Source organism: Ruegeria sp. O6 (assembly GCF_056535045.1).
Genome location: NZ_JBQERM010000004.1, coordinates 173,710 through 188,553 on the forward strand (window position 1 = coordinate 173,710; position 14,844 = coordinate 188,553).

Here is a 14,844-nt window from a genome sequence, read left to right on the forward strand (position 1 = left end):
CGCAGCTTCACAGTCGTGCAAGAATACACCTCCTGCGTGACAGCGCAGGGACGTGTTCAGGGGTGCACAAATACCCCCCGCGATCAGTCAAGTCACGGCTCGTTTTCCCCGCCTAAAACTTCAAGTCGGAAACATGCGCCAAGTCATTGCTTTGACGGAGCTGCTCTCAATGGTCGGACTTAAATCTCGCCGTCCAACCCGGCGGCCTCAATTCCCGCCATCGCAACGGCAGCATCGTTTTCTGACGTGTCGCCGGTTACCCCAACGGCACCGATCACGTCCCCTTTTCGACCCCGCAGCAAGACCCCGCCCGGAACTGGTACGACCTGCCCGCCATACACTCCGTTTACCGCCGCCATAAAGTAGGCTTGCGCCTCGGCCCGTTGCATCTGTGCCGTGCCCGCCATTCCCAGCATGACAGAGCCATATGCCTTGCCATGCGCAATCGCAAAGCGGCCCGGTGCTGCATCATCCTCACGCTCGAACGCGATGACGTGGCCGCCTGCGTCCAGAACAACCACCGAAAGTGGCTTAAGCTCCATCTCGCGGCCTTTCTCAAGCGCTTTGCGGATAATGGTGCGGGCTTTGCGAAGGGAAACTTCCATGTGCATTCCTGTGTCTGCATGTCGAAAGAAGAAAGGGGGCGGATCGCCCCCTTCGTTTTACGCTGTGGCCGCCTTCAATTCCAGACGGCGCGCGTGCAGGACCGGCTCGGTGTAGCCCGAGGGCTGCACACGACCTTTGAACACAAGGTCACAAGCCGCCTGAAAAGCGATTCCGTTAAAGCCCGGCGCCATCGGGACATAACCCGGATCACTTGCATTCTGGCGGTCCACAACAGCCGCCATTTTCTGCATCGCAGCCATCACCTGTGCTTCGTCGACAATGCCATGATGCAACCAGTTGGCCAGCGCCTGAGACGAAATCCGGCAGGTCGCACGGTCTTCCATCAACCCGATGTCGTTGATGTCGGGCACTTTGGAGCATCCCACGCCCTGATCGACCCAACGCACGACATAGCCCAGAATGCCTTGTGCATTATTCTCGACCTCGCGCGAGATTTCCTCGTCACCAAGGTTGCGGCCCCCCAGCAGGGGAATGGTCAGCAAATCGTCAAGCGTTCCTCGGGCACCCGCCGCTGCGATCTCGTCCTGACGGGCCAGTACGTTGACCTTGTGGTAATGCGTGGCGTGCAACGTCGCAGCAGTAGGCGACGGCACCCAGGCGCAGGTAGCACCGGCCAGCGGGTGACCGATTTTGGCCTCAAGCATATCGCCCATCCGGTCCGGCATCGCCCACATGCCTTTGCCGATCTGCGCCTTGCCCTTAAGGCCACAGGCCAAACCGATATCGACATTGCGGTCTTCATAAGACGCAATCCAGGGCGTATTCTTGATGTCGCCCTTGGGCAGCATCGGGCCAGCCTCCATTGAGGTATGAATCTCATCCCCCGTGCGATCCAGGAAACCGGTATTGATGAAGGCGACGCGCGATTTTGCGGCGCGGATACATTCTTTGAGGTTGACCGAGGTGCGGCGTTCCTCATCCATGATGCCCAGCTTCACGGTGTTGCGCGGCAGGTCAAGGATGTCTTCGACCATGTCGAAAATCTCAACCGCAAAGGCAACCTCTTCCGGCCCGTGCATCTTGGGCTTCACCACATAGACCGAGCCGGCGACCGAGTTGCCCCCATCCCGTTGCAGGTCATGCATTGCGATCAGAGTGGTGCAGAGCGCGTCCATCAGCCCCTCGCCAATCTCGCGCCCTTCGGCGTCCAGAACGGCCGGGTTCGTCATCAAGTGGCCGACATTTCGCACCAGCATCAGCGAACGGCCTTTCAGGGCCGCCTGCTCACCTGTCGGTGTGGTGAAGGTCAGATCTTCTGCCAGCTTGCGGGTAAACGTTGCGTCGCCCTTGGTGACGTCTTCAGTCAGATCACCCTTCATCAAGCCCAGCCAGTTGCCATAGGCCGCGACCTTATCTGCTGCATCAACACAAGCGACCGAGTCTTCGCAGTCCATAATCGTTGAAAGAGCGGATTCCAGCCGGACATCTGCGATACCTGCGCGATCAGTGGCACCGATAACGCCAGTCGGATCGATCATGATCTGAATATGCAGGCCATTGTTTTTCAGAAGCACAAAAGCCGGCTTGTCTGCCGCGCCACCGAAACCAACAAATTGATCGGGGTTTGCCAGTGCCGGGGAAAGAGCACCTTCTTCGACATGCAGTCCCGACACGTCGGCCCAAGACCCACCAGCCAGAGGTACAGCGTCATCCAGAAAGGCTTTCGCCCATGCAATCACCCGTGCACCGCGCGCCGCATCATACCCACCGCCTGTTGGCAGATCGCCTATCGCATCGGTGCCGTAAAGCGCATCATACAGGCTGCCCCATCGCGCATTCGCCGCGTTCAGCGCAAAGCGCGCGTTGGTGATCGGCACCACCAGCTGCGGACCCGGCGTCAGCGCAATCTCGGGGTCGACATGCGTCGTGTCGATCTGAAACCCGTCGCCTTCCTCGACCAGATAACCAATTTCCTTTAGAAAAGCCTGATAGTCAGTGGGATCATTGCTCTGACCCTTGCGCGCAATATGCCAGCCATCGATGCGCCCTTGTATCTCGGCCCGCTTGGCCAGAAGCGCGCGGTTTTTCGGCCCCAGTTCAGACACCAGTCGCGCCAGACCCGCCCAGAAATTCTGTGCCGACACACCCGTACCCGGCAATGCCTGCGTCTCGATAAACTCTGCCAGTATTGGATCGATCTGCAGCCCGCTCAGGGTTTGTCTGCCACTCATCTTCCTGCTCTCCTGCGATTGTGTGCCATTGTATGCGTAAGTGACTTAGGCCGAAAGTTTCCGATAGGCAACTTTCGACTTAGCGTTTGGGTTATTCGGATCGAACGGAAGCTGTTTCAAAAACATCAAGGGAATGGCGGGGGCCAGTTGCAGCTCTGGAACGATGCCCCTAACGTCGCGCCAGACACGAACCGATGCGAGGCCCCCATGCGCGACGCTGCCCCCACCACGATCTTCCTGAAAGACTACACTCCGTTTGGTTATCTGCTGGACAGCGTGCACCTGACCTTCGATCTGTCTGCACATGCCACACGGGTCACGTCGCGTATCGCGTTTCGTCCAAACCCCGACGCGACCGATCGCACCTTTTTTCTGCACGGCGAAGATCTGAACCTGATCCGCGCGTCCATCAACGGAACCGAAGTTTCGCCTGATGTCACGGACAAGGGCCTGACCGTCCATGTTCCCGACACCCCGTTCCTCTGGGAAGCCGAAGTTGAGATCGATCCGGGCAACAACACGGCGTTGGAGGGGCTTTATATGTCGAACGGCATGTATTGCACCCAGTGCGAGGCGGAAGGTTTCCGCAAGATCACATATTATCCGGATCGCCCCGATGTCATGTCCACCTTTACCGTGCGTATCAATGGCGACCTGCCGGTTCTTCTGTCGAACGGCAACCCCTCGGGCAAGGGCGAAGGATGGGCCGAATGGACCGACCCGTGGCCCAAGCCTGCCTATCTGTTTGCGCTTGTCGCTGGGGAACTTGTGGCCCATCCCGATCAGTTCACTACCAGATCAGGCCGGGATGTTGAGTTGAACCTGTGGGTGCGACCGGGGGATGAAGGCAAGTGCGCCTTCGGTATGGAGGCGCTGAAGAAGTCCATGAAATGGGACGAAGATGTCTATGGCCGGGAATACGATCTGGACGTCTTCAACATCGTCGCCGTCGATGACTTCAACATGGGCGCGATGGAAAACAAGGGGCTGAACATCTTTAACTCTTCGGCTGTTCTGGCCAGTCCTGAAACCTCGACCGATGCCAATTTCGAACGGATCGAGGCGATCATCGCGCATGAGTATTTCCACAACTGGACAGGCAACCGCATCACCTGCCGCGACTGGTTCCAGCTGTGTCTGAAAGAAGGTCTGACCGTCTTCCGCGATGCACAGTTCACATCCGACATGCGCTCGGGCCCTGTGAAACGCATACACGACGCCATCGACCTGCGCGCGCGGCAATTCCCCGAGGATAACGGCCCGCTCTCGCACCCGGTCCGGCCCGAAAGCTTTCAGGAGATCAACAATTTCTACACGGCCACGGTTTACGAAAAAGGTGCCGAAGTCATCGGCATGTTAAAGCGGCTGGTCGGGGATGAGGCCTATGCAAAGGCGCTGGACCTCTATTTTGACCGCCATGACGGGCAGGCCTGCACGATCGAGGATTGGCTGAAAGTGTTCGAAGACACTACAGGCCGCGACCTGACCCAGTTTAAACGCTGGTACAGCCAGTCGGGCACGCCGCGTTTGACCGTATTTGAAGATTGGGCCGACGGGACCTTTACCCTGACACTGAAACAGCGCACCGATCCCACACCGGGTCAGGCAGAGAAACTGCCGCAGGTGATCCCGGTCGCCGTTGGCCTGCTGGGACCAAACGGGGATGAGGTCCGCACGACCGAAGTGCTGGAACTGACAGAGGCCGAGCAGAGTTTTCAGTTCACGGGGCTTGCGACAAGGCCCACAGCTTCGATCCTGCGCGATTTTTCGGCACCGGTCATCCTGGAACACGATCATTCAAACGCCGAACGCGCGTTTCTGCTGGCGCATGACACAGATCCGTTCAACCGCTGGCAGGCTGGCAGATCGCTGGCGCAGGACACCTTGCTGCGGATGATCTTGGACGAAGCAACCCCGGACGCCGATTACCTTGACGGGCTGCTGGCCGTGCTGCGCGACGACACGCTGGACCCGGCCTATCGCGCCTTGATGCTTGGGCTGCCGACGCAATCCGAACTGGCTGCGGCGTTGCATGAACGCGGCCAGACGCCCGATCCGATGGCAATCTGGTCAGCGGTCGAAACGCTGCGGCAGTCCACGGCGCAGCATGTGCAGGATCTGCTGCCCCGCCTGCACAGCGAGGCGTTGGTTGATGGCCCCTACAGCCCGGATGCCGAGCAATCCGGCAAACGCGCCCTTGGCAGCGCGGCATTGGCGCTGACCTCTCGGCTGGACGGGGGGGCAATGGCGGCCAATGTGTATGCCAACGCGGATAACATGACCCTGCAACTGACAGCCCTGTCCTGCCTGCTGCGCGCCCGCAAGGGCGAAGCCCAGCTGACCGCCTTCTATGACCAATGGCAGCATGATCGGCTGGTCATGGACAAATGGTTTGGCTTGCAGGTGACCATGGCCGCACCCGAGGCGACACCGGAAACGGCAAAGGCATTGACCGGGCATCCCGATTTCAACTGGAAGAACCCGAACCGGTTCCGCGCTGTCATGGGGGCCTTGGCGATGAACCACGCAGGGTTCCACCAGCCGGATGGTGCCGGGTACAGCCTGCTGGCCGATTGGCTGATCCGCCTTGATCCTGTGAACCCGCAAACCACGGCACGGATGTGTTCAGCTTTTCAGACCTGGAAACGGTACGACACCGGGCGTCAGGGCCAGATGCGCACGCAGCTTTCTCGCATTGCAGAAACACCGAACCTGTCGCGCGACACGACGGAAATGGTATCCCGCATCCTCGGCGCATGACACCCTACAGCTTTACCCGCCGCAACCGGAACACACGAACACTGGTCATTCTGGCCAGTGTCTACGCGACCCTGCTGGCGCTGGTCATCCTGTTCGACGCGGCTTGGTGGGTTGTCGGCCTGCTGTCTCTTGCCACTCTCCCCGCAATCTGGGACGTGATCCAGAATACCAGCGCTGGCGTGCATCTGGACCGGGATGCGGTGCACTGGTTCACGGGCAATCGTAAGGGAGATATCCCGATGCGGGATATCGACCATTTCCGATTTGACACCCGGTGGGACTTTTCCGTTCGCGTATCCATCGTCCTGAAATCCGGGAAACGAATCCGGCTGCCAGATGAGTCTCTGCCGCCGCATCGGGATCTGGAAACCATTCTGAAACAGGCAGGTTTTCGCGTAAACCGTCATCATTTCACTGTTTTCTGAAACACTGCGTGATCTACGGGCTCATTGGACACAAAAAACAAAGTTTATTAAGCAAATTACTTGAATTGAACCCAAGACCTCGCCAGAATTCGGACTCAGTTAAGTGTTTTTACAGTTTTGAGTTTTACCATGTTTCGGTCGATAAGGGCGCTGTTTGCCCAGCCTTCATCCAATCCCACGGACGCCTCAGAAGATCTGTGCGCAACGAAATCTGCGCTGGCCGCTGCCCTGCCTGAACATGGGCAGCTCAACATTCCTGTTGCAACGTCGAATTGCGACAATCTGATTGGACATTCTACAATCGAACATGGGCGCTATCTGGCCAGACAGGATCGCTGGACCGAGTTGTCCGACGAAATGCGTGCAGCGGATCAGGATCGTGCTGCCGTGTCGGATGGTATGCCGATTGCCGATCTTTTGGCGTTCGGGGCCCGATCTGACGTGGTTCTGGCTGCGGAACATGCGCTGTCGGACGGCAAGGCCATATCTGACTACGATTTGCTGGGTGGTATTTCGGAACTGGAAGGCGAGTTGTCAGACAATCCCGGCGATCCGATGATCGCTGCTGTTGTGGCGCTGGCCCATATCGATCTGGCCTGGGCCTGGCGCGGGAACGCCACGGACACGGCCTTGCCGCCCTTGCACCGCTCGCGATGCGCCGCTCATTTCGACCGGGCCGCTGCGATCCTTCCCAAATGCAAGGCGGATGCACCGGACAGCCCTCTGATTGCGGCCGCCGGTTGTGCCCTGTTGGCCGGGCAGCGCAAGTCAAACGCCCGCGTTGCCGATGAGTACGAGCGCCTGATCATACTGGACCCGCGCAATCAGCGTCACATGCGCGCGATGGGCAGCCATCTTTTGCCCCGGTGGTTCGGCAGCTACGCAGAACTTGAATTGCAGGCCTTGCGCAATGCCGTCCGGACACAGGATATCTGGGGCGCTGGTGGATATACGTGGGTGCAATTCGATGCCATCGCTTTGGACGAAGAGGCCTGCGCACAGGTCGATGTCGAGTATTTCCTTGAAGGATTGCGCGATATCGTAGGTCTGCGCCCTGACCAGCAGATGATCAATATGTTGTCGGCCTATTGTGCAATCACCATTCAGAATGGTCACGGGCTGAACGAAAAGGCAGACAATGTCCGCGCTCAGATGCGCGACACCGCAAACTGGCTGATCCGCGATCACCTGACCGAGCTTCACCCCCTGATCTGGGCCCATGCCGCCAACGGGTTCAACAACTCGGTCCGCATCAACTCGCCCGAGCGGTTTGCTGCGCGCGGTCAGCGCGACGCGCTGCGCGCTATCTCGGATTTGTTCCGGGATGAACTGCGCAGCGGCAAGGATGTAACCTTTACATCGTCCGGTCTGCAGTTTTCCAAGAACTGAACGCGTCAGGATTCCCCCTTGCCCCTAGGCCCTGCCGGGCCTAATACGCAGGCTTAGACTTCTGCGGAAATGAGGCGCGCCATGCTCGACCTGACATACGATATGCCCAAACCCAAAACCATTGCCGGGGCCAAGCACGATTGGGAACTGGTAATCGGGATGGAGGTGCATGCGCAAGTCTCATCCAATGCCAAGCTGTTCTCGGGCGCGTCCACAAAATTCGGGGCCGAGCCGAACTCGAACGTGGCTTTCGTGGATGCGGCGATGCCGGGAATGCTGCCGGTGATCAACGAGTTCTGCGTGGAACAGGCAGTGCGCACCGGGCTGGGCCTGAAGGCGGATATCAATCTGAAATCGGCCTTTGACCGCAAGAACTATTTCTATCCTGACCTGCCGCAAGGTTACCAGATTTCCCAGCTTTATCATCCGATTGTGGGCGAAGGCGAGGTTCTGGTCGAGATGGGTGACGGCACTGCGCGCATGGTTCGCATTGAACGCATCCACATGGAGCAGGACGCCGGCAAATCGATCCACGACATGGACCCGCATATGTCCTTTGTCGACCTGAACCGGACCGGTGTTTGCCTGATGGAGATCGTCAGCCGCCCTGATATTCGCGGGCCGGAAGAGGCCGCTGCATACATTGCCAAGCTGCGCCAGATCATGCGCTATCTGGGCACCTGTGACGGCAACATGCAGAACGGCAACCTGCGGGCGGATGTCAACGTCTCGATCTGTTTGCCGGGCGCGTATGAGAAGTATGAGGAAACACAGGACTTTTCGCATCTAGGCACCCGTTGCGAGATCAAGAACATGAACTCGATGCGGTTCATCCAGCAGGCCATTGAGGTCGAAGCCCGCCGCCAGATCGCTATTGTCGAAGCCGGTGGCAAGGTCGAGCAGGAAACCCGCCTGTATGATCCGGACAAGGGCGAAACCCGGTCGATGCGGTCCAAGGAAGAAGCGCATGATTACCGCTATTTCCCCGATCCCGACCTGCTGCCGCTGGAGATCGAGCAGGCATGGGTGGACGATATCGCCGCCCATCTTCCAGAGCTGCCTGACGACAAAAAAGCGCGCTTTATCAGTGAGTTCGGCCTGACCGACTATGACGCCTCGGTACTGACTGCCGAAGTTGAATCGGCGGCCTATTTCGAAGAAGTCGCGCAGGGCCGCAATGGCAAACTGGCCGCGAACTGGGTGATCAACGAGCTGTTCGGACGTCTGAAAAAAGAAGACCACGACATCACGGATTCGCCGGTTTCTCCGGCGCAGCTGGGTGGGATTATCGACCTGATTTCCTCTGATGCCATCTCGGGCAAGATCGCCAAGGACTTGTTTGAAATCGTCTATACCGAAGGCGGTGACCCGGCGCAGATCGTCGAGGATCGCGGGATGAAACAAGTCACCGACACCGGCGCAATCGAGGCTGCACTGGACGAGATCATCGCGGCCAATCCGGCCCAGGTCGAAAAGGCCAAGGTAAACCCGAAACTGGCGGGGTGGTTCGTGGGTCAGGTGATGAAAGCGACCGGCGGCAAGGCCAACCCGAAGGCCGTTAACGATTTGGTCAGCAAGAAGCTGAGTTCCTGAACCTTACATTTTGTACAAGCCTGCCAGTGGCAATTGTCAGGTTTGTACAATCAGATTTCCACGATTTCTTAAGAAATGGGGTCAGCTCATCGGCTTGACTTCGCCCGTGATTGCACCCTTTCTTCCGCCCCAGAGAGGTGAGGTATCATGCAGAACAGATTTGATCAGGAACTCGAAGATCGGCTGGTGCGTTACGCGGCGATCGACAGTCAGAGCGACGAGACCTCGGCGACCACGCCGAGCACACAGATACAGTTCGACATGCTGAACCTGCTGAAGCAGGAACTGACCGAGATCGGCGCCAGCGATGTGACGCTGACAGGTGACAGCGTGGTCGTCGCGACCATCCCCGGCACCGCACCCGGCCCGACGGTAGGCTTTCTTGCGCATGTGGATACGGCCCCCCAGTTCAATGCAACGGGCGTCAAGCCGCGGGTGATCAAGGGGTATAACGGTGGCGACATTTCCTTTCCGGACGACCCGGATCTGGTGCTGTCTCCGGACGAGAACCCCTATCTGGCCGAAAAGATCGGACATGATCTGATCACGGCATCGGGCACCACCCTGCTGGGCGCGGATGACAAGGCCGGGGTGTCGATCCTAATGACTATGGCCCGGCATCTGATCGAAAACCCGGATATCCCGCACGGGCCTATCCGCATTGCCTTTACCCCGGATGAAGAAATCGGGCGCGGCGTTACCGAACAGCTGCCCAAGGATCTGGGGGCGGATTTCGCATATACTCTGGACGGTGCCGAAGTGGGCGAGATCGAATATGAAAGCTTCTCGGCCGACCGCGCCGTGATCCGGATCGAGGGGGTATCGATCCACCCCGGACTGGCCAAGGACAAGATGGTGAACGCGACCCATCTGGCGGCAAAGATCGTGCAGACCTTGCCGCAGGCCACCATGACACCCGAAACAACCGATGGCCGCGACGGGTTCATCCATGTCACCGACATGAGCGGCGGGTCGTCCGAGATGGAAATCAAGCTGATCCTGCGCGATTTCGAGATGGAGGGCCTTGAGGCGCAACGTGACATCGTACGGCAGGTCTGTGCCGCCGTGCAGGCCACGGAACCGCGCGCGACCATCACCTGCGACATCAGCCACCAATACCGGAACATGCGCTATTGGCTGGAAAACGACATGACGCCTGTTGAACTGGCGCGCGACGCCTGCCGCGAGCTGGGGATCAAGCCGCTGTCGGTGCCGATCCGCGGCGGCACCGACGGGTCGCGCCTGACCGAGTTCGGCACCCCCTGCCCCAACCTGTTCACCGGAATGCAGTGCATTCACGGGCCGCTTGAGTGGATATCGGTGCAGGACATGGCGGTGGCGACCGAGCTGTGCCTGTCGGTTGTGACCAAGGCGGCACAGGCTGGCGGCAATAATCAGGGCTGAAAACCGCCGGTCGGGCGGCGGCCCTTTCACCCGGGGGTCAGCGTGGTAAGTTGGCGTGAACAGGTATTTAGGAACACTTGATGCAGCTTTTTGAATACAAGGTCGTCCCCGCGCCGCAAAAGGGCGTGAAAGCCAAGGGCGTGAAAACGGCCGAGGGCCGCTTTGCGGTCTCGGTCGAACAGGTTCTGAACCAGATGGCGCAGGACGGCTGGGAATACCAGCGCGCCGAGCTGCTGCCCAGTGAGGAACGCTTGGGCCTGACCGGATCGACCACAAACTGGCGCAATGTGCTGGTGTTCCGGCGGGCCGTGGCCGAGGAAGTCGATGTGTCGGTGATCGGAGACGTACCCGAGTTTGACAACACCCCGTTGGCCCAACCGATCCCCGGCCCCGGTATGGTGGCCGCGCCGAAACCAATCTCGGAAGAAGCGCATGAGCCGCCTTTGTCGTTGAAAAGCCGGGACCAGGTTGGCCAGGACACTGACACCGAGGGCGACAAGAAAGACGCCTGAGACGGATCAGGGTTTGACGTGCGGTTACACCTGCAACACGGTGTGGACCGCAGGTTGAGCAGCCCGCCCGCGGGCGGGCTTGGCGCTGCGGGTGCGATATGTGCTTATCAACCCAGCGAAATCTGTGGCATGTTAACCGGACAACCGGGAGGGACTTTGAAATGGGTATTCGGCAGACGCAGGGGCGGGCACGCCTGTATGACAGCATCCTTGACACAGTCGGCGACACGCCCTGTATCCGGGTCAACCGGATCGCGCCGGAGCATGTGACCGTTTATGTCAAGTTCGAAGCGTTCAACCCGGCGGGGTCGGTCAAGGACAGGCTGGCGCTGAATATCATCGAGGCGGCAGAACGGGATGGGCGGCTGAAACCCGGTCAGACGGTTGTCGAGGCGACGTCCGGCAATACCGGGATCGGGCTTGCCATGGTCTGTGCGGCCAAGGGATATCCGCTGGTTGTGACGATGGCCGAAAGCTTTTCGGTCGAGCGGCGCAAGCTGATGCGCTTTCTGGGCGCGAAGGTTGTTCTGACCCCCAAGGCGCAGAAGGGGTTCGGCATGTATACCAAGGCCAAGGAACTGGCCGAGGAAAACGGATGGTTTCTGGCCAGCCAGTTCGAGACCGCAGCCAATGCCGATATTCACGAGAACACGACCGCGCGGGAAATCCTTGCGGATTTCGAAGGCAAGCAGCTGGATTACTGGGTGACGGGTTATGGCACCGGCGGCACGGTCGCCGGGGTGTCACGGGTGTTGCGCAAAGAGCGGCCCGATACGAAAATCATCCTGACCGAACCGGCAAATGCCGCCATCGTGTCGTCAGGCTATGTGAATACGCGCAACGACGATCACCAGCCCACCGAAAGCCACCCCAATTTCGAGCCGCACCCGATTCAGGGTTGGACACCGGATTTCATTCCATGGGTCCTTCAGGAAGCCATCGACAATTCCTATTACGACCAACTGGTCCCTATTCCAGGGCCGCAAGGGATTGAGTGGTCGCGCCGCCTTGCCTCGGAAGAGGGGATATTCACCGGGATCTCGGGCGGGTCGACCTTTGCGGTGGCGATGAAACTGGCCGAAACCGCAGCGCCGGGATCGGTCATGCTGGTGATGCTGCCGGATACGGGCGAGCGTTACCTGTCGACGCCTCTGTTCGAGGGGATCGAAGACGTCATGACGGATGAGGAATATGCGATCTCGGCCTCGACCCCATCCGCGCAGATGAGCGCAGAATAGGGCGCAGCGTCAGGTTCCGATATCCAGCGCCAGCGCGTGGATGCGGGGCACGATGTCGCCCAGCGCCTTGTGCACGGCCCGGTGGCGGGCGACGCGGGATTGACCCGCAAACGCGGCGGCGCGGATGCGGACGTTGAAATGGCTTTCGCCGCCTTCCCTGTGGCCTGCATGGCCGCGATGGCTTTCGCTGTCGTCGATCACGTCAAGTTCATGCGGGTCAAAGGCGGCTTGCAGGCGGGTTCGGATTTCGTCGGTCACGCTCATTTTTTTGCTCAGCGGCAAAATTTTTGCCGCCCCCCTCTTCTACTTTCGGCTGCTTAGACTAAACTGCTGCCTCCGAGTCGAAAAGATGCGTTCGTGAGGATAGAGCATGGCGAAATCAGACCCCTTCGGATTCGATATGTCCGTTTCCAGCGCCAAGAAAAAGAACCCGCGTGGGCGCCGGGGCATGTCGGGCGCGTCCGAGACCTCGGTCCGGATCTGCGATCACGACGGGTGTGACGAGCCGGGCAAGTTCCGCGCCCCCAAGGCACCGGATGTGCTGGATGACTATTTCTGGTTCTGCCAGCAGCACGTGCGCGAGTATAACCAGAAGTGGAATTTCTTCGACGGCACCACCGAGGCCGAGCTGAACGCGCAACGCTCGAAGGACAAGGTTTGGGAACGTGAGACCAAGCCGATGGGAGACCCGGAGGCGCGCGCCTGGGCCCGTCTGGGCATTGAGGACCCGCATCAGGTTCTGGGCGCCAACAGCACGCAGAACAAGGGGCGCACCTCGGGTGGTGGCGGACGTCGCCTGCCCCCCACTGAACGCCGTGCAATCGAGATTCTGGAAGCCCATGACAGCTGGTCCAAAACCGAAGTGCGCAAGGCGTACAAGAAGCTGATCAAGGTGCTGCATCCGGACATGAACGGCGGCGACCGGTCGCAGGAAGAGCAGTTGCAAGAGGTCGTCTGGGCCTGGGACCAGATCAAGGACAGCCGGAATTTCAAGTAGGGCCGCCGTCAGTCGCCAGCTGTTTACACAGTTTGAACGGATTGTGAGGATGCTGTCTGGAAACCTGTTTCAATTCCCGCAATAGTAGTGGGAATTGAAACAGTGCTTTTCCCGGAGCAACCGCTGTGCGTATGCCTTTCTTTTTGCTGCTTGCCTCACTTTGCGGGCTGGTCGTGGCGCAGTTCTATCCAACCGAGATGGACTGGCTGTTCCTTTTGGCCCTGCTTTGTGTGTTCGCCAGTACGATCCTTCTGATCCGGGCCTGGTTCGGCTGGCGCAGGGCCAACACATGGATCATCGTGGACGGGTCGAACGTGATGCACTGGAAAGACGGCGCACCGGATCTGGCAACGTTGCGGCAGGTTCTGGCCAGCCTGAAGCAAGCCGGGTTTAAACCGGGCGTCGTGTTCGATGCGAATGTCGGGTACAAGGTCGAAGGGGAATACATGAACGACCGGGCGCTGAGCCGCGCCCTGGGCTTGCGGGCCAAGCGAGTCATGGTGGCGCCCAAAGGCACGCCGGCAGATCCCCTGATCTTGCAGGCGGCGCGGGACAGCAAGGCGCGTATCGTGACAAATGACAGGTTCCGGGACTGGGAAGACGAGTTCCCGGATGTGTTGAAAACGGATCGTCTTGTGAAAGGTGGTTTTCGCAAGGATGAGCTTTGGTTTTCGCTTTGACCACGCGACCACAGCTTTACGCAACGATCCGGGTTTCGTAGCGTTCAGGGATGGCACTGACGGGGCCCTGCCCCGGCAGAACAGTTTTGGATGCAAGGACCGTGGCACGCAAAGAGCAGAACCCGCCAAAAGCCAAGATCCCGCCGGATCATCCGTTTTCAGACATCATCAGCGATGCGTACAGGGTTTTTGCCTATCCGAAGCCGAGCAGCATCGAAGTTTGCGAAGGCTGCTGCATGGACGCCGACATTGAGGCGGATTTCTTCACGCCGCCCATTGCCGAGCTGCCCCTGCATTACGTTCAGGACTGGTTCTTTGCCGCTTGTGATCCTGCGGGGATAGCCCGCAACACATGGGGATACCTGCTGCCCCGGATCCTTGAGATTCTGGCCGTGGACGAAGACCCCGCCAGCGTTGGGCTGGAGGTGAGCCTGAACCGGTATGAAACCGGCAACCCGAAGAACTGGTCGCCCGAGGAATGGCAGGTTCTAGACCGGTTCCAGCGCGCATATCTGAAACGCGAGATGGCACGGGAACGCGGCTGCCTGGACGATACGCTTTGCATGTTTGCCCTGGCAGGATGGCCGCTGGAGTCGCTGTTCGAACAGGTCGCCGCAAGCCCGGATACCGAATTGGTGCTGCGTCTGTGGCGCGATTGGTGCGCATATTGCGTTCCGGGGCGGGACTCGATCTGGATTACCGCATTCTGGAACAGCCCCGGCAATACGCGGGCCTTTGAGTTTTACACCTCGGAAGCGATGCACGACAGGATGACCCGCATCGCGTTCGCCGAGGACACTCCGGAGGATATCGCGGAAAAGGCACTTTCCGTGGCCAGTGTTATCGAGACCCATGCCGATTGGGCAATGGGTGGGTTGTCGACCTAAGGTCTGAGCCATGCGCGAATGATGTTGGGTTGATGTCCCGGAGGATGAAGGCGTCAAACCTTGTTCGGTTGATCCCCGATTGGCAACTACTGCACTAATGCTGTTAACAGCGCGGCGTGATCCGGGTGCGCACCAACAATGGCGCCACGATTTCCGCAACG

The 14,844-nt window shown here is 59.3% G+C and carries 13 protein-coding genes; 10 read left to right on the plus strand and 3 right to left on the minus strand.

Annotated features, from left to right (window positions below; translation table 11 throughout):
- Window positions 1-179 precede the first annotated feature (179 nt).
- Both ACR0DY_RS07650 and ACR0DY_RS07655 read right to left on the minus strand, forming a co-directional pair.
- Window positions 180-605 carry a GlcG/HbpS family heme-binding protein gene (locus ACR0DY_RS07650; protein WP_480481817.1) on the minus strand — a complete coding sequence of 142 codons (426 nt, stop codon included), beginning with the start codon at window positions 603-605 and terminating at the stop codon, window positions 180-182.
- A gap of 57 nt (window positions 606-662) precedes the next feature.
- Complete coding sequence (locus ACR0DY_RS07655) at window positions 663-2,798, minus strand: malate synthase G (protein ID WP_480545735.1); 2,136 nt, start codon at window positions 2,796-2,798, stop codon at window positions 663-665.
- Between the two features lie 207 nt (window positions 2,799-3,005).
- Between ACR0DY_RS07655 and pepN the strand changes: the two genes are divergently transcribed.
- The 7 genes from pepN (at window position 3,006) to ACR0DY_RS07690 (ending at window position 12,119) form a co-directional block, all read left to right on the plus strand.
- Window positions 3,006-5,558 carry an aminopeptidase N gene (gene pepN, locus ACR0DY_RS07660; protein ID WP_480481821.1) on the plus strand — a complete coding sequence of 851 codons (2,553 nt, stop codon included), beginning with the start codon at window positions 3,006-3,008 and terminating at the stop codon, window positions 5,556-5,558.
- Window positions 5,555-5,983 (plus strand): hypothetical protein, encoded by a 429-nt coding sequence (locus ACR0DY_RS07665; protein ID WP_480545736.1) that lies wholly within the window; start codon window positions 5,555-5,557, stop codon window positions 5,981-5,983. The genes pepN and ACR0DY_RS07665 overlap by 4 nt, the downstream gene beginning before the upstream one ends.
- A gap of 129 nt (window positions 5,984-6,112) precedes the next feature.
- Window positions 6,113-7,372 (plus strand): hypothetical protein, encoded by a 1,260-nt coding sequence (locus ACR0DY_RS07670; RefSeq protein WP_480898038.1) that lies wholly within the window; start codon window positions 6,113-6,115, stop codon window positions 7,370-7,372.
- An 81-nt stretch (window positions 7,373-7,453) separates the two neighbouring features.
- Window positions 7,454-8,965, plus strand: coding sequence for an Asp-tRNA(Asn)/Glu-tRNA(Gln) amidotransferase subunit GatB (gene gatB / locus ACR0DY_RS07675; protein ID WP_480545737.1), 1,512 nt, complete (start codon window positions 7,454-7,456; stop codon window positions 8,963-8,965).
- 147 nt (window positions 8,966-9,112) lie between these two features.
- Window positions 9,113-10,369: a peptidase T gene (gene pepT, locus ACR0DY_RS07680; protein WP_480545738.1), complete on the plus strand. Its 1,257-nt coding sequence runs from the start codon at window positions 9,113-9,115 to the stop codon at window positions 10,367-10,369.
- 80 nt (window positions 10,370-10,449) lie between these two features.
- Window positions 10,450-10,881: a DUF4177 domain-containing protein gene (locus tag ACR0DY_RS07685; RefSeq protein ID WP_480898041.1), complete on the plus strand. Its 432-nt coding sequence runs from the start codon at window positions 10,450-10,452 to the stop codon at window positions 10,879-10,881.
- Between the two features lie 161 nt (window positions 10,882-11,042).
- Complete coding sequence (locus tag ACR0DY_RS07690; protein ID WP_480481827.1) at window positions 11,043-12,119, plus strand: PLP-dependent cysteine synthase family protein; 1,077 nt, start codon at window positions 11,043-11,045, stop codon at window positions 12,117-12,119.
- A 9-nt stretch (window positions 12,120-12,128) separates the two neighbouring features.
- Here ACR0DY_RS07690 and ACR0DY_RS07695 read toward each other — a convergent pair whose 3' ends face one another.
- The gene (locus ACR0DY_RS07695) at window positions 12,129-12,383 is read right to left on the minus strand and encodes a BolA family protein (RefSeq protein WP_209597754.1); all 255 of its coding nucleotides are present in this window, start codon (window positions 12,381-12,383) and stop codon (window positions 12,129-12,131) included.
- A 106-nt stretch (window positions 12,384-12,489) separates the two neighbouring features.
- Between ACR0DY_RS07695 and ACR0DY_RS07700 the strand changes: the two genes are divergently transcribed.
- The 3 genes from ACR0DY_RS07700 (at window position 12,490) to ACR0DY_RS07710 (ending at window position 14,683) form a co-directional block, all read left to right on the plus strand.
- Window positions 12,490-13,116 carry a J domain-containing protein gene (locus ACR0DY_RS07700; RefSeq protein WP_480475989.1) on the plus strand — a complete coding sequence of 209 codons (627 nt, stop codon included), beginning with the start codon at window positions 12,490-12,492 and terminating at the stop codon, window positions 13,114-13,116.
- 131 nt (window positions 13,117-13,247) lie between these two features.
- Window positions 13,248-13,796 (plus strand): NYN domain-containing protein, encoded by a 549-nt coding sequence (locus ACR0DY_RS07705; RefSeq protein ID WP_480486270.1) that lies wholly within the window; start codon window positions 13,248-13,250, stop codon window positions 13,794-13,796.
- Window positions 13,797-13,897: 101 nt separating this feature from the next.
- Window positions 13,898-14,683 carry a hypothetical protein gene (locus ACR0DY_RS07710; RefSeq protein WP_480545740.1) on the plus strand — a complete coding sequence of 262 codons (786 nt, stop codon included), beginning with the start codon at window positions 13,898-13,900 and terminating at the stop codon, window positions 14,681-14,683.
- Window positions 14,684-14,844 lie beyond the last annotated feature (161 nt).